At 48.0% G+C, this 20,301-nt stretch carries 20 protein-coding genes and 1 pseudogene; 15 read left to right on the forward strand and 6 right to left on the reverse strand.

What is annotated here, in order from left to right; translation table 11 throughout:
• Positions 1-2 precede the first annotated feature (2 nt).
• The 5 genes from DKW60_RS15250 to DKW60_RS15275 all read right to left on the reverse strand — a co-directional run bounded on the left by DKW60_RS15250 (position 3) and on the right by DKW60_RS15275 (position 3,874).
• Positions 3-455, reverse strand: coding sequence for a YtoQ family protein (locus tag DKW60_RS15250; RefSeq protein ID WP_245929719.1), 453 nt, complete (start codon positions 453-455; stop codon positions 3-5).
• Between the two features lie 104 nt (positions 456-559).
• On the reverse strand, positions 560-1,840 hold the full coding sequence (locus tag DKW60_RS15255; RefSeq protein WP_109838521.1) for a cobalt-precorrin-5B (C(1))-methyltransferase: 1,281 nt from the start codon (positions 1,838-1,840) through the stop codon (positions 560-562).
• A 21-nt stretch (positions 1,841-1,861) separates the two neighbouring features.
• A complete protein-coding gene (locus DKW60_RS15260; RefSeq protein ID WP_109838522.1) occupies positions 1,862-2,161 on the reverse strand; it encodes a type II toxin-antitoxin system RelE/ParE family toxin in 300 nt (99 codons plus the stop codon).
• 5 nt (positions 2,162-2,166) lie between these two features.
• Complete coding sequence (locus DKW60_RS15265; protein WP_109838523.1) at positions 2,167-2,424, reverse strand: type II toxin-antitoxin system ParD family antitoxin; 258 nt, start codon at positions 2,422-2,424, stop codon at positions 2,167-2,169.
• A 592-nt stretch (positions 2,425-3,016) separates the two neighbouring features.
• Complete coding sequence (locus tag DKW60_RS15275) at positions 3,017-3,874, reverse strand: helix-turn-helix domain-containing protein (RefSeq protein ID WP_109838525.1); 858 nt, start codon at positions 3,872-3,874, stop codon at positions 3,017-3,019.
• A gap of 219 nt (positions 3,875-4,093) precedes the next feature.
• On the opposite strand from DKW60_RS15275, the gene DKW60_RS15280 reads away from it, so the two are divergent.
• The 11 genes from DKW60_RS15280 (at position 4,094) to DKW60_RS15325 (ending at position 16,033) form a co-directional block, all read left to right on the forward strand.
• The gene (locus DKW60_RS15280) at positions 4,094-4,996 is read left to right on the forward strand and encodes a DMT family transporter (protein ID WP_109838526.1); all 903 of its coding nucleotides are present in this window, start codon (positions 4,094-4,096) and stop codon (positions 4,994-4,996) included.
• Positions 4,997-5,112: 116 nt separating this feature from the next.
• A complete protein-coding gene (locus DKW60_RS15285; RefSeq protein WP_109838527.1) occupies positions 5,113-6,051 on the forward strand; it encodes a PDDEXK nuclease domain-containing protein in 939 nt (312 codons plus the stop codon).
• 114 nt (positions 6,052-6,165) lie between these two features.
• Positions 6,166-6,798 carry a hypothetical protein gene (locus DKW60_RS15290; RefSeq protein ID WP_109838528.1) on the forward strand — a complete coding sequence of 211 codons (633 nt, stop codon included), beginning with the start codon at positions 6,166-6,168 and terminating at the stop codon, positions 6,796-6,798.
• A complete protein-coding gene (locus DKW60_RS23720; protein WP_181389727.1) occupies positions 6,785-6,943 on the forward strand; it encodes a hypothetical protein in 159 nt (52 codons plus the stop codon). Before DKW60_RS15290 ends, DKW60_RS23720 begins: the two co-directional genes overlap by 14 nt.
• Positions 6,944-7,079: 136 nt before the next feature.
• A complete protein-coding gene (locus DKW60_RS15295) occupies positions 7,080-7,559 on the forward strand; it encodes a hypothetical protein (protein WP_109838529.1) in 480 nt (159 codons plus the stop codon).
• The gene (locus DKW60_RS15300; protein WP_109838530.1) at positions 7,559-9,061 is read left to right on the forward strand and encodes a toll/interleukin-1 receptor domain-containing protein; all 1,503 of its coding nucleotides are present in this window, start codon (positions 7,559-7,561) and stop codon (positions 9,059-9,061) included. The genes DKW60_RS15295 and DKW60_RS15300 overlap by 1 nt, the downstream gene beginning before the upstream one ends.
• Position 9,062: 1 nt before the next feature.
• The gene (locus DKW60_RS15305) at positions 9,063-10,088 is read left to right on the forward strand and encodes an AAA family ATPase (RefSeq protein WP_109838531.1); all 1,026 of its coding nucleotides are present in this window, start codon (positions 9,063-9,065) and stop codon (positions 10,086-10,088) included.
• On the forward strand, positions 10,089-13,205 hold the full coding sequence (locus tag DKW60_RS15310; protein ID WP_109838532.1) for an SUMF1/EgtB/PvdO family nonheme iron enzyme: 3,117 nt from the start codon (positions 10,089-10,091) through the stop codon (positions 13,203-13,205).
• Between the two features lie 93 nt (positions 13,206-13,298).
• A complete protein-coding gene (locus DKW60_RS15315; RefSeq protein ID WP_109838533.1) occupies positions 13,299-13,748 on the forward strand; it encodes a Uma2 family endonuclease in 450 nt (149 codons plus the stop codon).
• A gap of 3 nt (positions 13,749-13,751) precedes the next feature.
• Positions 13,752-14,669, forward strand: coding sequence for a formylglycine-generating enzyme family protein (locus tag DKW60_RS15320; protein WP_109838534.1), 918 nt, complete (start codon positions 13,752-13,754; stop codon positions 14,667-14,669).
• A 182-nt stretch (positions 14,670-14,851) separates the two neighbouring features.
• Entirely contained in the window at positions 14,852-16,033 is a 1,182-nt protein-coding gene (locus tag DKW60_RS15325) for an ATP-binding protein (RefSeq protein WP_181389728.1), read from the forward strand.
• Positions 16,034-16,061: 28 nt separating this feature from the next.
• On the opposite strand, the gene DKW60_RS15330 is transcribed toward DKW60_RS15325, so the two are convergent.
• Positions 16,062-17,618 (reverse strand): thioredoxin family protein, encoded by a 1,557-nt coding sequence (locus DKW60_RS15330; RefSeq protein ID WP_109838535.1) that lies wholly within the window; start codon positions 17,616-17,618, stop codon positions 16,062-16,064.
• Positions 17,619-17,659: 41 nt separating this feature from the next.
• Here DKW60_RS15330 and DKW60_RS15335 point away from each other — a divergent pair, with 41 nt between their 5' ends.
• The 4 genes and pseudogenes from DKW60_RS15335 to DKW60_RS15350 all read left to right on the forward strand — a co-directional run.
• Positions 17,660-18,481, forward strand: a complete 822-nt coding sequence (locus tag DKW60_RS15335; RefSeq protein ID WP_109838536.1) for a DUF4198 domain-containing protein — start codon at positions 17,660-17,662, stop codon at positions 18,479-18,481.
• Positions 18,482-18,543: 62 nt separating this feature from the next.
• Positions 18,544-18,846, forward strand: coding sequence for a hypothetical protein (locus DKW60_RS15340; protein ID WP_109838537.1), 303 nt, complete (start codon positions 18,544-18,546; stop codon positions 18,844-18,846).
• Positions 18,843-19,280 (forward strand): type II toxin-antitoxin system VapC family toxin, encoded by a 438-nt coding sequence (locus DKW60_RS15345; RefSeq protein ID WP_109838538.1) that lies wholly within the window; start codon positions 18,843-18,845, stop codon positions 19,278-19,280. Before DKW60_RS15340 ends, DKW60_RS15345 begins: the two co-directional genes overlap by 4 nt.
• 98 nt (positions 19,281-19,378) lie before the next feature.
• Positions 19,379-20,230: pseudogene (locus DKW60_RS15350) on the forward strand (ATP-binding cassette domain-containing protein); the annotation flags it as partial.
• Positions 20,231-20,301: the final 71 nt, after the last annotated feature.

Here is a 20,301-nt window from a genome sequence, read left to right on the forward strand (position 1 = left end):
GATTAAGCGGTGGTGACGTACTTTAGAATCTCCACCACCTGAGCAGGCGTCTTCGCCCATGCCATCGCAGCACTATCCACCTCCTTTAACGGGTGAATAATGTCCTCATCGTGCAGGGTGATGTAAGGCTTGCCCAAAGCGGCTAGTTGGCCTGCATCAAACGCAGCATTCCACTGCTTGTATTTATCACCAAAACGCACCACCGCGATATCGCACATCTCGATCAGATTTTTAGTGCGGATGGCATTCACTTTTGAAGATTGATGATCGCGCCAGAATGCATTGTCATTCTCCATAAGCAAATCACCCGCGGCATCGCTGGCTTCGTGATTAGTTACTGCAGACGTAAAGCTCACCGGTAAGCCAAGCTCTTTTGCGCCTTGCTCAATTTGCTCGCGCCAGTCGGTGTGGATTTCGCCGGAAAGGTAAACGGTCCAGCTGATTTGTTCGTTCATGATAACCTCTGAAATGTATGGGGTGGGGTACGCATAAGAAGCGCATTACCTTAATGCTGTGAATGCTAGCATATTGAGAGAAAAGAAGGGATTGCCTAATCGAGCTATAGCAGACTTTGTGTGGCTTTATCCTGCGCTAGTCCAACCCTTTCGCCGGCTCTATTGACTGCCCAAACCTCGATAGGGAAGTCCTGCTTCACTGTTTTCTTGGCAACTTCGAGAGCATTCGCGCAGATCACACTGGCCAAATCCACACCCTGCGACTGGCACAGGTTTAAAGCTTCGATGCTGGTATTGGCCTCGCGTATTTGCTGTTGTAATGACTCATCCGCACCGGCAGTTTTGGCGCTGTTGGCGAGGTAGTCAAAGTCAATTGATGACACCCGGCTGTGTAAATCCAAATGTCCCATGGCCAGCTTGCTTAACTTGCCAAACCCTCCACAAATGCTGAGTCGCTCCACCGGATGATGCCGTACATATTTCAGCACCGCACCAACAAAATCACCCATTTCAATCAGTGCCATTTCAGGCAATTGGTAGTGTGTAGCAATAAAGGTTTCGGAGCTATTACCGGTACACGCCGCAATATGCCCGAGGCCATTGGCGCGGGTGACGTCAATGCCTTGATGAATGGAGGCGATGTAAGCCGCACAGGAAAACGGGCGCACGATGCCGGTGGTGCCTAAAATGGAAATACCACCGATAATGCCTAAGCGCCCGTTCATGGTTTTGAGGGCGATTTTCTCGCCACCTTCCACGCCCACGGTGACTTCAAAACCACCGTCATAGTTAAAAAGCTCAGCCAATTCACGCAAATGCTCGCGGATCATTTTGCGTGGCACAGGGTTAATCGCGGGCTGACCAACAGGGATAACGATGCCGGCGCGAGTGGCGGTGCCGACGCCTTCACCCGCCTTGAAAACAACAGGAGCAGGCTTTGTGGTTGGTAACGTTGCTTGCTCGTGTTCAGTTAGTGGTAGCGCTGAATCATTCACTGTTTGAGCTAATGCATCTGGGAGGCTTTTTGATGTTTTTTTTCCGCGACTGCCAGCGACTTTGCCAGTGGGTAGATCTGCCTGAGCGAGTTGTAAGGCAGTTTCTCTATCCAGTAATTTGAGTTGAACATACACCCGTGCGCCATGTGTGGCGTCAGGATCATCACCGCCGTCTTTAATGGTTGAAGCGGTCGCGCTGTCGGCATCGCATTCGAGTCTGGTGATTGGCATGGAAACCAGCTTGCCTTTGGGGAGGGTGATTTCAACGGAGTCCAATTGCTCGCCTGCCAATAAATAGCGTGCTGCGGCGACTGTGCAGGCCGTGGCACAACTGCCGGTGGTTAAGCCGGTGCGTAGGGGGCGGGGTTGTTCGTCGGTTTCTGGCTTCATGGTGTGCGTGCTTTATCTAGTTTAATTTTCAATATGACGCTCTGTATCCATCGACTGATGTAGCACCCGAACAATCGTAATATAGCCACTTTCCTCAGGAGTATAATAGATCCGGTGAGAACCACTCGGATAGCTTCGCAAGTTTTCGACAATGATCGCTTCCGATTTACCATGCTGTGGGTTTTCGCTGAGGTGTTCAACCATGTTGATTATTTGCTGGTAATAGCGGTCCGCTTGCTCAACGCCCCAAGTGTCTAAGCCATAAAACCATATGTTCTCTAAATCGTCATCAGCTGCTCGCGTGAAATGATATTTCAACATGATGCTTATGAGATTCCTCTGGCTTCCAGTGCCTCCGCACGTTTCTTAGCAAAACGCTCGTGGTGTTGTTCGCCAGTAATGGTGCCACTATCCAGACCTTTTTGAATCTCATCTCTCAAGCGCTGTACTTTCATTTCATGCTCTTCCAGCATACGTAAGGCCGTGCGAACTACCTCACTGACCGAGGCGTAATTACCTGAGCTAACTTGGTTGCTAATGAACTCCTGAAAGTGTTCATTCAATGAAATAGAAGTATTTTTCATGAAAGTATCTCCTAGATGGATATGTAGCTAACAATACCAAAAATTGGTAATTATTGAAAATAACGCAGTAGAGGGGCTATCGGTATAGTTGTCAGTGCGTGTTCGTGGGGTGAACTTATGAAAAGGTAGCTCAGGAATCAAGATTTGCTTGGTGCTTTTTTAAAACTAGAAAAAAACAGGTAAATTAAAAGCTTAACAGTACGGATCACCTTCTCTTTTAGGGGAGTCACTTTTAAGGGTTCTTTTTCCATATCAAAACGCTCTGCTTGTTTAACGAATAGATCTGATTATGCTACCATTAAAATTAAGACATTTTGTTGGTTTTTATTTTTCGACTCATTATTTATGTTTGTTTAAGAAGGATTGGTATGTTGAAATATTTAGCAATATTTTTGGCGCTTCTACTCAGCCAATATGCAATGGACTATTTCATATTGAGCCATAAGTTACGGTGGTTCCCATTGATTAATACGCTGATAGGTTTGGTTATCATCTTCATAATTGAGAAACACTTACCCAAGAAACAAGGGCCAGACATAACCCCACCTAATAAAAAAGAAATGTGGGAAAAACACAATTAGTGCTGTTGATACTAAGAATACGCCCGCTGATAAACTCTAGGTGTCACCCTAAACTCCTTCCGAAACGCCCGCGCAAAATGACTAGCAGTCCCATAACCACAATGCTCACCCACCTGCCCAATCGGTACCTGATTTCGCAACTCAACCGCCGCTAATTCCATCCGCTGCTTCAACAAAAACTGATACGGCGACAAGCCCATACTTTGCTTAAACATATGCGAAAAGTGATAAGTACTCATGCAAGCCTCACCCGCCAACTGTTCCAGCTTAATATCCTGATCAATATTCGCCTGCATATAATCAATCACACGTGACTTAACTTTAGGCGACAAACCACCCCGAATTGCCTCAGCTTTAAACTCTCGGTATTGCGCCAGTAAATGCAGAATCAAATGCTGTTGCACATCTTGCAGGAGCAAACGATTACTCATATCCGTCGGATTAATATTCGCCAGTAAAAACTGCAAACCCGCCGTCAGCTGAGGATCTGACTCAAACGTCAGATCCGGCAAATGTAGAGAGCGAGGGTCAATATCCAACGCCGTCAGACCAAGATAATTCAAATGCGTGTCGGTAAAGTAAAAATGTACTAAACGCAGCGGTTGCCCCACCACCCAGTCTGAGGTGTGATCAGCCGGAAAGAAACACAACTTATTTGGGCCGCCCAAACAGTCCTTCATATCCGTGCGATAGGTGTCATGTCCACCTTCGATATATAGGCTCAGCGTGTGCAAATGCTTGTTATAAGTAATGACTCGATCAGCTTCATTTTGCCAGACCGCCAGTGACACATCGTTTTGAATATCAATGTAGTCCAGACACTCCGCTTTAGACTCAAGCATCGGCGTAGAGAGTAATCGCTTAGTCATGCTGAACCATCCCGATCCACGAAGTGCTGACGAGCGCTGCAGTTTGTAATAGCTCTGATGTTGATTGGCTGACTTAGTAATCTCATACTTTGAAAGTAATCTAATTTTTCAGGCACAACAATACTTCGACGAGGTGAGGTGTTAAAAAGCGCAAGAATTGGTTCTAAGTTGCAGTGAGTTAGTCGCTACAGTAGTCACTCATTCAACACTGGAATCGAAATGACCGCCTTTTTATACATCGTTACGGTACTCGTCTGGGGAACCTCCTGGCTTGCCATCACTTTCCAAAGCGGCCCCGTGGATAGCTTGATCTCCATATTCTATCGCTTTGCCTTGGCGAGTTTACTTTTGCTGCCGTTTTTATACCTGACAGGGCGTTTACAAAAAGCACGCCGCGCCGATCACCTGTGGTTCTTCCTGCAAGGCTGCTGCATGTTTTCATTCAACTTTATTTGCTTTTACCACTCCTCAAAATACATGGCGAGTGGACTGGTTTCTATCGTGTTCTCCGCGGCCATTTTCTACAACGCGATTAACAACAAACTCTTCTGGGGTGTCACGCCAAGCAAGTCCGTGTATGGGGCAGGAGTGTTGGGCATTAGCGGGCTGACCTTGCTGTTCTGGCAAGAGTTAATGCAAACCGAAGCATCGCATGAGTTACTACTAGGAATAGGCTTGGCAGCATTGGGCACATTCGGTTTTTCACTGGGGAATATGATCACCGTGCGCCACAAGAAACATGACATTAACCCGCTCACCAGCACCGCCTATGGCATGAGTTATGGCACCGCCGTCTTGCTCCTGATTATCTTTGTGACCCAAACGCCTGTGACGTGGGATGACCGACCGCTGTATGGGTTTAGCCTTGTTTACCTGTCCGTTTTCGCCTCGATTATTGGATTTACGGCTTATCTGTCGTTGGTGAATCGTATTGGCGCGAATCAGGCAGCGTATGCCACGGTGGTGTTTCCCGTCATTGCTTTGGCGTTGTCGTCGGTGTTTGAGGATTATACGTGGGGCGTAATGAATAGCTTGGGCTTGGTGCTGGTGTTGTTGGGGAATGCGGTGGCGATGAATTTGGTGAAGTTTCCCAAGAGAGCTACTGTTCCTGTGAAATTGTGATATGACTGGTGAAGGTATTCTATATTTACCGAGCATGTTAGTCGATTGGGTATCCCCGTTGTAAACTACGATCCGGCTGAATTAGATGATGAGTTGGATATTTGGAGCGTTGGTCAATGAGTAAATCACTAGGGCAGAAATACAACGGTTTATTAACCGCAATCTCCGACACGTTTAGTCAGGGACAAGCAAAAACGGTTTCTGCGATTAATGCGGGGTTGGTGACAACCTATTGGCAGATTGGCCAGCACATTGTTGAATTTGAACAACAAGGGCAAGCGAATGCTGAGTACGGCAAGCAGTTACTGAGTAATCTCAGTAAAGACCTCAAACTCAAGCATGGCAGAGGGTTTAGCTTGTCAAACCTCAAGCGATTCCGTCAGTTTTATCTGGCTAATCGAAATGGTGCGACAGTGTCGCACCAATTGAGTTGGTCGCATCATGTAGAGCTTTTGAAGATAGATAATGACACCGAACGTGCTTTTTATCTCAACCAAGCGATTGGGGCGAATTGGAGCGTCAGAGAGCTGAAGCGCCAAAAAGACACAGGGTTGTTCTTGCGGTTAGCGGCCAGTAAAAATAAAGAAGAAGTCATGGCTTTAGCACAACAAAACACCTTAGTGGAAAAGCCGAATGACATACAAAGAGACAGCTATGTATTTGAGTTTTTAAATCTACCCGAGCGCGAAGCTTACAGCGAACGAGATTTAGAAAGCGCTTTGTGTGAACACTTAGAGCATTTCCTGTTAGAGCTAGGGAAGGGGTTTACTTTTGTTGGTCGCCAATACCGAATCACGCTAAACAATACTCATTACAAAGTTGACCTCGTTTTCTATCACCGTATTCTGCGTTGCTTCGTGCTGATTGACTTAAAAATCAATGATGTGAAGCATCAGGATATTGGCCAAATGAATATGTACATGGGGTACTTCGCGGCTGAGGAAAATATTGAAGATGACAACCCGCCGATTGGCATTATTTTGAGTAAAGACAAGGACGAATTACTGGTCGAGTATGCAACCTACGGCATGGTGGAGTTGTATTTGAATGAGTGAGGGAAGCGGGAAAATTTGTCCTATACTTTAAGCAGTCACTAAACACTTATTCCGCCGTGAACGTGAAGGCTTCATGACGGTTTTTAGCGGTTCTTTTTAGTTAGGAGTGAATCAATGAAATTCCGTTTTCCTCACATGCTTTTACTCGCCAGCCTGTTGGGCAGCAGCGTGCCCAGTCATGCTACCACCGGCGCATACGCTGGTTTCTACATCCCCTACAAGCAGCTTCAGAGCGATTACACTTGCCTGAACCGTCAAACGATGGAGGCGATTTTCGGCATTCCATTAGCCAGTATCGTACATGGCGTATTTGCTGAAACCAGAACCTATCAGCAGTCGATGGTCGGGCCTGGCCGTTATGTCAATATCAATTTACTGGCCAATGAATCAACGACTATCGCGCCTGAACTAAACTTCGACCGATATCACGAGAATGGTGTTTATGATTACTCGTTCACGCTTGATCTGGTGGCGCTTAATACCGTTAATGGTGGCAGCGTAGCGGGACGCCAGAAGACGATAGATATCGCCAAGTTGTCTGTCATTTCCATCATAAAAACGGCAGAACTCACCCACAAGCCGGGCAAATTTCGGGTGTGGATTAAGTTTGAAAACCTGCCGGCAATGAGTGGTTTGGCAGGTTCAATGGTGCATTCAGGCGGTGCGGATTGGCCGACTTGGCCGTATACTTCCTCAAGCTCACTCTATCAAACCTATTTATCTGAAATGATACATGAAGACTGCTGAAGAACTCTGGAAAATACAACGCGGCAACCAGCTGGTATTGAAGATACTGGCTGAATCGCTGAATAAATCGGGTTATAAGTTTTTGTATGAGGACTCAACGAGTGATTTGCCGTATTTGCGCTCCAGACGCCTTATTATGAAGTAAGCAGGTAATGAACGTTATGAATTCTGCAAATGCGGGGCAGCTTGTCGTGGTTGCTTCGAGTGCCAATTTGACCTGTCTAAAATCAGCTAAATTTGCTATTAATAAGCCATAATTAACAACAGACAGGTTGCGAAAAATGGCGGAAACTCAGACAGCAAGATCAGATAGCGTTTCTGTAGGCTTAGCGCCTGACAACGGGGCAGTGCTGAAACACATGGATATGTACCAAGGCATTATCACCCGTATGGCGAGTAATAGTGCGTCGTGTAAGAAGTGGGGCATTCCGCTGATTAGTGCAATGCTCGGGTTTATCGTCAGTGACCAAATCGTGAGTGCCCAAAAAGAAGCCTTGGTGCTGTTGGCCTTGTTCCCGATTGGTATTTTTTATTTTCTGGACAGTTATTACCTCATGCTGGAAAACCGCTTTCGTGAAGGCTTTAATGACTCCGCCAAAGCCATTCGTAGCGGCACATTTAAACAAAGCAATCTCTTCAAAATGCACCCCAAAGGCTCTGAAGCGGGTTACTGGCTGAAAAGCCTGACCTCATTTGCGACGTGGCCGGTGTACCTCGGTTTATTGGCATTGCTGGTGTTCTGCTACAAAGTCGTTGCCTGATGAAGCCTAAAGCATTTTTGTCTTATCGGCATAACTTAGCCCCTGAAATTGCCGGCAAAGAAGCGCTGATTCAGGCGATTGAAGCGGATCAAACGTTGGACTTGGTGTTTGATAAGTCCGTAACGGAAATTGGCGATAGCGTCACTGCGTTCATGGAAGAGTTGATCGCGGCGCGCTGTGTGTTTGTGTTTATCTCAGAGGATTATTTTAAGTCCGCTTATACCTTGTTTGAGTTGATCGCTGTTCATCAACATGAAGAAGCAGCGCGCAAAGTGGTTCTGCCGGTGTGTCTGTCAGAGCAAATGATCAGTGTTTATGATTACACCGCGATTGAAAGTTATTGGAATACTCAGCCTTTAGAGGACGAGCAAGACCCGCGGAAAGTGCAGGACGTACTGGCGACTTTGCTGCGCACCTCCGGTCGAACCGGTGGCCGCACTCTGACTAGCGCCGAGATGCTGGCAATGATTCGTGATGCATGGGAAGCCATCGTTTTTCCGTATCTGAATACGCTACGAGATAGCGATGCCGCCTACGATGTGACAGTGTTAATCCAGAAGGTCGTCGAAGACTATGCTCAGCACGCAGCAACGGAGTGTGAGAAAACCACGGCACATCATCACAATCTAATCGCTGAGGAGATTGGATTCCTGTTAGAAGACCACCCTGTGATTAAAGCCGAGCTGATGAAAGTGTCTCGTCCGCTAAGACGTGCGGGTAGTTTAGATAATGTTGAGTTTGCCAAGCGTTTACTGAGTGACTCCGGCGAAGCGGCGAGAACGCTAGGTGACTTAACCAATGCTGCAAGGCAGATTAGAGAAACATTAGGTAAAGACAGCGCAGACTGGCGACGTGTGTTTAAGGATATCCAGCAGCTGTGTGGTTGTTTGCTATTGAACACCATCGACCCGGTTTGGTGGTTTAATCAGGAGCTGGAACTGCGTCGTCAGGCAGCGCACTGTGTCACTGGCAGTGGTTATCAGTTGGATCATGCTTCCTTTGTTGAAGTCGTGGTGTCGAAAGAGTTGTTGTCCCGTGGTGAAATGAGTAGCCCAAGCTTTGCGCATGACCCAAAAGGTACCGGCGGGGTGGTTCCCAGTGGTGGAGTGGCTGACTATGATTACAACAATATGATGATGTTTGACGCGGTGAATGTAGATGCAGTTGCACACAGTTTGTTGGGTGATATTCATCAAGACTTGCTCCGCTCCACCCAAGTGCCTAAGGATGTGGATCAGCTGATAAGGGAAGTAAAAGACCGAGCTGTAGCGATAAAAAATGCCTCATACCAGCGTCCGGTTTATTACATTGTCAGCCACGACTACCTGCAACAAATACGAGCACAACCGTGGTTTAGCGAGTTTGAAACGTTACTCAAAGGCAGTTTGCAGTTTATCTGCTGTAGCCAACAAACCCTGTCGGATAACGGAAGCGCAACCAAAGAAAGCCAAACGGAGTTACTCTCTGCGGTCGGCCTCTTACTGGATTTAAACAAGGACTAACATGCTCACACTCAACGACTTTCTGGCCGATGGCCTGACACAACAAAACGCCGATAAAAGCCTCAACCATATCTTTAACAAAGAAGATTGCTACGCGTTGTGGTCAGCCTATGCCGCCGGTAGACCCTTACTTGTTCGTGGTAAACCCGGCACCGGAAAAAGCCAGTTAGCCAAAGCCATAGCCGAGCGTTTGGGCTGGTCGTTTGTGAGTGAAGTGGTACGCGGCAGTACCGAGTTAAGCGATTTGCACTGGAATTTCGACGCCATCGGACGCTTAGGCGAGGCGCAAGTGCAGCGTGTGGAAGCGCCAACGTCTGGTGAGCAAGCAGCAAAATCGGAAGAAGTCCCTGATGCTGTTAAAGAGGGTGTGCTTAAAGCACAAGACCCGCTAGACCCGCTCAATTTTCTCTCCCCCGGTGCCTTCTGGTGGGCCTACAATTGGGAAACCGCAGAAGCCCAATACACCCGCTGTAAAAACAACCTACGCCCAAAGCCCGAAAAGTCTGCCAAGCATAATGCCGGTGTCGTCCTGTTGATTGATGAGATCGATAAAGCCGAACCTGACTTACCAAATGGCTTATTAGAAACACTGGGTAACTACCAGTTTAGTGTGCCGTATATCGGGCAGGATGACGGTCAGAATAACGAGGCTCAGGGCGTTATCAACCCGATTGACGGCACTCCAAAAAATCTCCTTATCATTATTACCACCAATGAAGAACGCGAACTGCCCACGGCCTTTGTAAGGCGTTGTTTTGTGCATACCCTGAAAATGCAGGACTCGGTGGACTGGCTGGTGGAGCGCGGCGAGTTGCATTTTGGTGGAAGCATTGATCAGCCGGTTTATGAGCAAGCAGCGAACCAATTACTGGAAGATCGAAACGCGGCATTACATGGCCGTTACCCACCGGGGCTGGCGGAGTATATTGACTTATTGCGCGCCTTATCCAGTGTGGACAAGTCTGAACAAGCGGGTTTGCTGTCGCAGATTTCGGAGTACGCGCTTAAAAAGGAAGTGACGGCTTAAATGGCTTGGGGACGCTTAGCCTTAATTGAAGCCGCCAAGCTGAATGCGCAGACGCTGGCCGAAGTTGCTGAGGTGTTTGAGTACGAAAAGCAAGCACGCAAGGTGGAGTCAAAGCCCGAGGGTGAAGCAACGGCGCAGCGCTTGAGTGATGAGCCACTCAAGACACCCACGCCAGCACAACGCAAGCGCAGCAGCGGTCGTTTTGTGCGCATTACCAAAATAGAACCTTTGGAGCAGGACGCAGAGCAACGTCACGACTATCTCTATGACCCGCAGCAGCAACTCAAAGCTAACGACGAAACACGTGGAACTTACCAGTTTGATGCGCCACGCCCACTGTTAACCAGCGCGCAGCTGATTCCGTTTTTGCACAATAGCTTGGGCTTAGCACACCCCGGCAAAAAAATAGACCAACGTGTTTTAAACCGGCTGGTATCGAAGGGACAGCCAATCCAGAAGCTACCTTTTAAGCCGGTACAGCGATGGTCGCAGCAGCTACAAATTTTAGTGGATACGGGGGGGCATTTACGCCCTTATCGGAGTGACTTTGAGCAAATCATCACCCTATTGAAACAGGTTTTAGGCAGTCAAAATGTCACCGCCTTACGTTTGCGCGAGCCGATGCAACGTCAGCAAAAAGCCCTGTGTATTGAGTGGCCGACACAACAGGGTAAAGACTGGCACCACTGGCAGTTACCCGCGGCGGATGTACCGATATTGATTCTCAGTGACTTTGGTGTGATGGAGCGAACGGGCAATGACAGTGATCTGTGGTGGCAGATTGCCAAGGACTTATACGCGCACCCCGCGCCAGTGATTAGCCTGAGTCCGGTAGTCTCCTCGCCATTGAGCCGAGCGGCTTGTCAGCGTTTGTCGATGAGTCCCTTGTCGGATGCGGGGAGTTTGCCACGCCATGCCTTGAAAGGTTTTGAGCACAAAGGTTTGAGCAAGGAAGATCTTCAGTCGATTCTGATTTTGTTATCGCCACTCCCAATTATTGACGCCGGATTGTTGCGCAAACTGCGGGATGAGTTTAAGTGGGGCAGTAGCGCGGTTGAGGCACAGCTATGGAATCACCCGGACATGCAGGTGGGGTCTTTGGGGATTCGCATGAAACCGTCCTTAGCCAAAGACTACGCCAAACGGTTCCGGCGTGAGGTCTCACAACAGGATGCTGAGACACTTTGGGGAGTCGTTGAGAAGCACCACCAGCACGCGCACCAAGGCTTAAAACAGCTTGAGCAAATCGGTCAGTGCGTGGCCAGTGAGTCGGATAATCAACACGCCAGAAGCTATCTAAAACAACTCAGTGCCAGCACCGCGCAAAGTGCTAAGGGCAGCGCGCAGCACAATGCCTTGGTCATGCAGTGCAAAACATTTTTAGCCTCACAACCGGATGATATCTGGAATGGCGCATTGAATGATGTGTTTTATGACCTCTGCGCAATGGCCTATGAATCCGAGATTAAAGCGGGCGAACTGCCGCCGATGTTGGGTGAACACTTCCGACCGGAGCGCTTGAAATGGTTATTGGATGATAAGGAGCGGCAGGAATACGTGAGCTGGAGCGTTCGGCAATTGGGTGTGTCGGGTGAGATTTGTTTTGAACAGGTCAGCACCGCGACGGAAATTGCCTCGCCCGTGTATCGCTTTGAGGCGCTTAAGAAAATCCCACCCACGCTACACATGCGAGACGGCACGGTACGTTCGGTACAAGATGGTTTGGTGTGTCAAGCGGATGAGTTGGGCAGTGTGGAAGTGCGCACCGAACACGAAGTGATGCATTTTGATGTGATGCAAAAGCCGGACTGGGCAGAAGCTATTGGGCGGGATCGTTATGGGCTTTATGCGGATATTGAGATTGCGCCGGGTTGCTTGCAACGCTTTCGCTGGATACCCGCCGGAATCTTTATGATGGGTTCACCAGAGTCAGAAGTTGATAGATATGAAGATGAAACATACCATCAGGTGACATTAACCGAAGGCTTTTGGCTGGCAGACACCACCGTTACTCAGTCGCAATGGCAAGCGGTCACAGGAAAAGATCCAAGCAAGTTCAAAGGTGAAAACCGTCCCGTAGAAACCGTCAGTTGGGATGATGCGCATGGCTTTATCCAAACCATTAATTCACATTTGCCACATCTTGAGTTTGGCTTACCGACTGAGGCCCAGTGGGAATATGCTTGTCGCGCAGGAACAACGACCCCCTTTTCATTCGGTAAAAATATTACACCTGATCAAGTAAATTATGATGGCAACCGTCCTTACGCGAGTGCTGAAAAAGGTGAGCTTCGAAAGGAAACTGTTCCAGTTAAATCATTACCTACAAACCCGTGGGGCTTATACGAGATGCACGGAAATGTATGGGAATGGTGCCAGGATATCTGGCAGGATGGCTTAAGAACCAGTGCGGTGGTTGATCCGGCCAGCGAAGCAGGTCAGGCAGAGGGAGGCGCTCTACGCGTGCTTCGCGGCGGCGCTTGGAACTACGACGGCGGGAGCGTGCGTTCCGCTTGCCGTAACCACAGCGCGCCGGACGGCCGTAGCGACATCCTCGGCTTTCGTCTTTTTTTGGTCAACCCGCGCGGCAGCGCCGCAATACCGGAGGCTGGCAGGCAAGCCTCCGCTATTTTGAATAGTGTTGAGCAGATTAGACTTAGTCCAGAAGAGGTTAACGAGCTTTATAAGAAAGCCAATCAAGCGGAAAAAGATGGTGACTATGATCTTGCAATAGATACTTTTGGAAGAATATTTCCATTCATTGGGCAGGTTATGAAGCCGGTCATCTTGGGGAGGTTGGGATTAGTTTGTAAGGCTAAGGGAGATAACGAAAAAGCACTACATTTGCTCAAGATGTATCTATTGAGAGCAGGAAGCATGTATATTGATTTAACACGAGAAGCTGCAAGCACAATTGCAACGATATACGAGGAGCTGCATCAATATGAGGAGGCGTTAGGTTACCGGAACAAGGCTTTAGAAGTAGTACGAAGTATGGGCGATGAGGTTAAGTTGACAGAAAGCTTAAAGAGTCTTGCAAACACTTATGAGCTTCTGGGGGATTATGAGAATGCGAAATTTTACTACGAGAAATCACTCGAGACCGCTAATAAATAAAGGGTAGTACTGGCATCAGACGTACTCTCAATGATGAGAAGTAAGAGTAAATAAGGTAAGGTACACAGTAAGTGCATCCACCGGAGAACTACTATGGAATGGGCAGAAGTAATCAACAACCCACTCTTACAAAACTTACCTTTCAAAATCGAGTTAAATAAATGGGGTAAGATTTTAATGAGTCCAGCCAGTAACAACCACGGACGTTGGCAGTTTAAAGTCGGCAAGTTGCTGGATGAAAAGAAAGGCTCTGGTGAAGTCATCACAGAGTGCTCGATCAACACGCCTGAAGGGGTAAAAGTAGCGGATGTCGCATGGGTATCCGATGAATTTATTGAACAACACGGCTTTGATACGCCTTACCACTCCGCACCGGAAATATGCGTTGAAATTGTCAGCCCGTCAAACTCAGCGGCTGAAATGTATGAAAAAATTGCTTTATACCTCGCCCAAGGCGCTAAAGAAGTTTGGCTGTGTGATCAGGATGGCAAAATTTCGTATTTCTCAGCGGATGGCAAAATAGCATCATCAGAGCAAGTTTAAGTCATGAACAATCCCCCAATCTTCCCCTACCCCTGGGCAACCGACTGGGGCGAAGACCAATACGGCCTATGGATGGGCTTAAACCATAAAGGCGTACACTGTGTTTTCCGTTGGGTAGACCCTGGTACCTTTATGATGGGTTCACCGGAAGATGAAGACGGACGGATTGATTGGGAGGATCACCACCAAGTCACGCTTACCCAAGGTTTTTGGGCGGCTGAAACCACCGTCACCCAAGCACTTTGGCAATCCGTGATGGATGACAACCCCAGTCACTTCAAAGGCGATGACCGTCCGGTTGAACAAGTCAGTTGGGAAGACTGTCAGCAATTTATTCAAAAGCTTAACACCTTTCATCCCGAGCTAGCAGTGCGTTTACCGTGGGAAGCCGAGTGGGAATATGCCTGTCGGGCGGGAACAGACACCCCTTTTAATTTTGGCAAAGAGCTAACAATCGCGCAGGTGAACTATCGTGGGGTTTGGAATCTCGAGCTTGGCGAAGACCGTGAAAAGTGGGGTGAAGAAGCAAGTACTCAATGGGATAAAAAAGCCAAGCAAGAAACGACTGATGTTAAAAGCTACCCCTGTAATGAATGGGGTTTGTATGAAATGCACGGCAATGTATGGGAGTGGTGTCAGGATCATTGGCAGGAAAAGCTTGGCGCGGATGCAGTCATTAACCCACAGAATGAATTAACAGACACAGACACAGACACAGACACAGACACAGACACAGACACAGAGCAGGAGCAGGGCGCTACTCGCGTGGTTCGCGGCGGCTCCTGGGACGGCTACGGCAGGGACGTGCGTTCCGCTTACCGTGACCGCCTCTCGCCGGTTAGCCGTAGCGGCGACCTCGGCTTTCGTCTTTTTTTGGTCAACCCGCGCGGCAGCGCAGGCGGCGGAGCCGCAATACCGTAGGCTGGCAGGCCAGCCACCAGACCAGAGACCGGCGAAGCGGAGCCGCCGGGATAGGGCTGGGGGATGGACTGCCGCGATAAGGAGGGCTTAGGGTATTATACAATATTGAAGTTGCACTTCAGATTTGCAAGGTTGGTGGTTTCGTGTAATATTGAAGTACAACTTCAGATTTGTAAGAAAACATGATTATTCCTCGCCAACTCCAACCTGTCCTATTGTCTCGAGCCACCCAGTATCCGGTGGTGACGGTAACCGGCCCAAGGCAGTCTGGTAAAACGACGTTGTGTCAGCAGACATTTCCGGATAAGCCCTACACCAATCTTGAGCGACCCGACTTGCGGGATTTTGCGCGAACCGACCCACGTGCGTTTCTGGCACAATTTGATGACCGTGGCGCGATTATCGATGAGATTCAGCGAGTACCAGAACTGCTGTCTTGGATTCAGGTGGAGGTGGATGAAAAGAAGCAAATGGGGCAGTTTATTCTCACAGGTAGTCACCAGTTTGATTTATCACGTGAGATTTCTCAGTCCTTAGCAGGCAGGACGGCGCTCCTCAAGTTACTGCCTTTATCCATTAGTGAGCTAAACGGCGTGAGCGAGTATGAGGCTTTATCAACGGATGAGCTGATTCATCGGGGTGGTTATCCCCGAATCTACGAGCAGCAATTAGACCCCGCGATGGTCTTGGGGGATTATTTTGAAACTTATGTGCAGCGTGATTTACGCGAGTTAATCCAGCTTAAAAATATTCAACTCTTCGAAAAGTTTGTACGTTTAGCCGCAGGCCGTACCGGGCAGGTGGTGAATATGCAAAGCATGGCGAATGATGTCGGGGTATCCAGTCACACGATTAATGATTGGGTGTCTTTGCTTGAGGCCTCGTTTATTACATTCCGCTTGCCACCGTGGTTTGCCAATATCGGAAAACGCCTGACGAAGTCCCCTAAGTTGTATTTTTATGATGTGGGACTTGCCGCGTGGTTGATGGGCATTACCCGCGAAGAGCATCTTGCTGTACACCCGTTACGGGGGCATTTGTTTGAAAACCTTGTGGTATTGGAGCTGTTAAAAGGCGTTCATAATCACGGTGATAAACCGAATATGTTTTTCTATCGCGATTCCGTAAAGAATGAAGTGGGTATCCTACTGGAAGCAGGAGACGGTTTGAGTCTGCTGGAAGTTAAATCAGCGCAAACCGTGGCCAGTGATGCCATGCAACCCACCCGCAAAATTGCCGATATTCTGGGTGAGCGCGTGAAAAACATGAGTTTGGTTTATGGCGGGAAGGAGTATCAAAAACGCACCGATTTTGATGTCATTCCCTATCGAAATATCGGTCAATGGATGCTGAATAATAGTTGACGGAGGCTCGCTAAAACCGATGTCTACCTTACTTCCACAAATCCACATCCTTCCCCGTCTCACGAATTACATCCGCCCGATGCGTAATATAACGCTGAAAACTGGGTTGTGTTTTATAGCCTTCGCTCAGCACATAATCAAAGACCGATTGCGTATGAAACGACTTAAACATCGCCTCGATGCGAATCACTTCCTCACCTTGTTTATCGAATAATACAATCGATGGGGCGTAGTTAATGCCGAGCTTTTCTGCCCATTTTTTTGCAGTAGTTTGTTCACCTTGTGGGGTGGTGATGGCGGTGTCCGACCACATATCCAACTGCACATTCCGGAATTGTTCGATGATGGCTTTGGTGTCTGCATCGGTCAGAACATTGTTGTGTAGCACGTCACAGTTTGGACAGCTGGTTTGCTCAAAAAATATAGCCAGTGGTTTGTCATAACCTGTTTCTGGAAGGTCTAGATCAATTGGTTTGTCTTTTGCTACGGCCTCAAAAAATGCCTGTTTATTAAGTTCCTCGTTGGCACTTTCGACGCGATTCTCAGCGATATAGGCAGCGTAACTCTGTTTGGTTTCATGCTTGCCAGTGACGTAGTCTAAGGCGCGTTTGAACTCCGGAGGTTGAAGATAACCGTTTAATCGCAGTGCGAGTTTGCCCGCTTCGTTAAAGAACAAAATGGTCGGTGTGTATTGCACTCGCAAGGCTGCGGAGAATTCGCTTTCGGTGTAGGTTTTACCGCCTACGCTGACCAATTCACGCGCACCCCACATGTTGATTGAGATCACATCCAGCTTGTCTTTCATCTGCTGTTGAATGTCGTGTTGAGACAAGTTTCGTTCAACCAGCAGGTTGCAATAAGGGCAGTTGTCCTGATGGAAAATAATGGCTAAGCGTTTACCTTCCTCGGCAGCTTCGGCCACATCGTCTTTAAATTCTAAGAAGCTATCTTTAAACCAGTCCGGATATTCGGTGGGCTTTGCGCCGAGGTATTGACCCATTTTAGGTTTCTCTGGAATCAGCTTAGCCAGGTCAAAGCCTTCGCTTTTCACAGCAGGTTCAAGGTAGGCGTTGTAAACGTCCTTTTGTTCTGGTGAGTGCAGTCGCAGTGCGGCGATACCGAAATCTTTGTGCCATTGCCAGCTGAGTGTTTTGGCATTCTCTGGAACGGTTGTGGTCAGCTGAATCACGGAGTCGCGGGCTTTGTCCGGTGTGCCTTCCGGGATATTGGTGTCAGTAACGGTGAGTGTCAGTGGTTTGCCATCTGCCAGCAGCTGTGTGCCAGACAGAAAGGTCTCGGTAAACGCGTCGAATCGTTTGCTCAGATCGTCCGCTGACAGTTTGCGTAGCACGGTGTATTGGGCAGCTTTGGCAAATTCAGATGGATCATGATCGGGGCCAATGCCTGCAATGATGGCTTCTATATTGCCGGTGAGCTCAATGTCTAGTGTGCCAGTGTCACTAAACTGGAGGATCGCAACGGTAGGGCGGGATTCATGTGCGCTAAGTGGTGTGATCAATAACAGCAGTGCCGTCAGCCACAAAAAATACAAGCTTTGTTGCAGGATAGTTCGTTGTAAGCGCATACTCTTCTCCAATATTTCGTCCCCAATTGAGGTGATTTTACGTGTTGTTGTCTTATCTGCAAAAAGCCCCGCTGGTTCTGCTGAGTATTATTATGGCACAGGCGGTGTCAGCGCATGAGTTTTGGTTGGAACCGTTGGATTTTGAAGTGGAGTCAGGCAGTAAAATCAGTGCTCATATTAAAGTCGGTCAGATGTTAGATGGCGATACCTTCTCTTACTACCCAACGAATTTTGAACGGTTTGATGTGACGGTTGGGGAAACGACCTCGCCTGTCAAAGGACGATTCGCACAGTCTCCGGCCTTCGAACAAGTCGCTGATCAATCCGGTCTGCATATCTTGGCTTATCAATCCAAGCCATCCCGATTACGCTATGACAAGCGTGAAACCTTTGAGAGTTTTCTAAAAAATGAAGGTATCGAGTGGGTGTTGGAAGCGCACAAAAAACGTGGCTTACCGGAGTTGGATTTTACTGAGTTTTATCAGCGTTATGCTAAGTCACTGATTAAAGTCGGTGATGGTGCAGGTATCGACAGGGCATTGGGATTGCCGATTGAGTGGGTGGTCGAAACTAATCCTTACACCACTGAAAATTTAGAGGCGGTGACGGCGCAATTGCTCTATCAAGATCAGCCGTTTGCCGGTTCGCATGTGGTGGTTTTTAATAAGTTTGACGGAGAAGTGACGCGTCAGACGTTTACTACGGATGATGCAGGGCGCGTGGTGGTTCCGGTTGCTAAGGGTGGTCTTTTCTTAGTGAATGCGGTGCATATGATTGAGCCGGCCAAGGAGCAGACGGGTGGTAGAGAGGCGGAGTGGATGAGTTTGTGGGCGTCAACGACTTATGAAATAGCGGTCAAGTGATAGTCTCTTGTTTGACTTTATTTTTTGACGTCATATACTGACTTTAGTAATGAGGTTAAGTCATGAGTGCAGCACAGACAAGCATACAAGAGACAGCAGCGAAATTTAAAACCACGCTTTATTTAACGGAAGAGAATAAGAAGCGGCTGGACTTGCTCAATGCAAAAAACAGAACGCGCCTGATCAATCAGGCAATTGCTGAAAAGTTGGAAGCGATTGAGCGTCAGTTGCTTAAGGAAAAATTGCTGAGTGCTCTGGATGCTCCTGTCAGCCACCCGTCTAATGGTGTTTCCACCGAGGATGCACTGCATGAAATCAGGCAGCGTGAAACAGAACAATTGCTTACGGGAAGTAAGTCGGAATGATTGTTGTTGACTCGAATGTATTCGCAAAGTTGTTTATCGATGAGGCGGACTCACAGCAAGCCAAGGATTTCTTTAGGTACTGTGTGAGTCAGGAAGTTCCGCTGCTTGCACCGTCCTTATTTACTTATGAAATTCTACAAATAGCCACCTATTACCGTTATTCGATACAAGACGCGCTGGCGATGGTTGAGGATTACAAGGCCTTTAATCTGACTCTGGTCGAACTCAAGTCTGAAGAGTGGGAATTGGTAGAAAACATGGTTCAGACGGGTCATCAGAATAGTGGTTATCCTTCGCTTTATGATAGTTGCTACCATGCCTTGGCGATTAATAATGACTGTATGTTTCTGACCGCTGATAGAAGGCACGCGGTAAAAACAGAGTCATTTGGTCATCTGCAGTTGCTAAATGATTGGCAAACCCCTGAGCTATAAAGCATACGCCAGACAGTAATTCCTTCAGGAATGTCGACAACACCCCGCGGACTCTCTATAGTCGCGCCCTTAGCTTACCTCTTCTTTTGGATATTCCCTTGATTACTACCGCCAATATCACCATGCAGTTTGGCTCTGTGCCGCTGTTCGAAAACATTTCTGCCAAGTTTGACCACGGTAACCGTTACGGTTTAATCGGGGCGAATGGCTGCGGTAAATCTACCTTCATGAAGATTTTAAGCGGTGAGCTGGCTCCGACTTCTGGCAATGTCTCGATTGATCCAAACGCTAAAGTCGGCACACTGAGTCAGGATCAGTTTGCGTTTGAAGCTTACAGCGTGGTCGATGCGGTGATTATGGGCGACACCAAGCTGTGGGAAATCAAGCAGGAGCGTGAGCGCATTTATGGCCTGCCTGAGATGAGTGAAGAGGACGGCATGAAAGTGGCCAATCTCGAAGTTGAGTTTGCCGAAATGGATGGTTACAGCGCGGAAAGTCGCGCCGGTGATATTCTGATTGAAGCGGGGATTGATGAGTCACTGCATTTTGGCTCGATGACGGAAGTGGCGCCGGGTTACAAAATCCGTGTTTTATTGGCGCAGGCTTTGTTTGCTAATCCGGATATTTTGCTGCTGGATGAACCGACCAACAACCTCGATCTTCATACCATCGAATGGCTTTCTACCGTACTGAACCAGCGCAAATGCCTGATGATTATTATCTCGCATGATCGCCATTTTCTGAACTCAGTCTGCACGCATATGGCGGATATCGATTACGGTGAGTTGCGTATTTATCCTGGTAATTACGATTACTTTGTTGAAGCATCAACGCTGATTCGTGAGCAATTGTTGGGTGAAAACGCCAAGAAGAGTGCCGAGATCGATGAGCTGCAAGCCTTTGTAAATCGCTTCTCTGCCAACGCTTCAAAAGCGAAACAAGCTAGTAGTCTAAAAATTTAGCTCTGATGGATATCTAATGTAAACTCTTAAACATCAGATTAAGATCATGGTAAACCGGA

The organism is Leucothrix pacifica, assembly GCF_003172875.1.
Lineage (GTDB): Bacteria > Pseudomonadota > Gammaproteobacteria > Thiotrichales > Thiotrichaceae > Leucothrix > Leucothrix pacifica.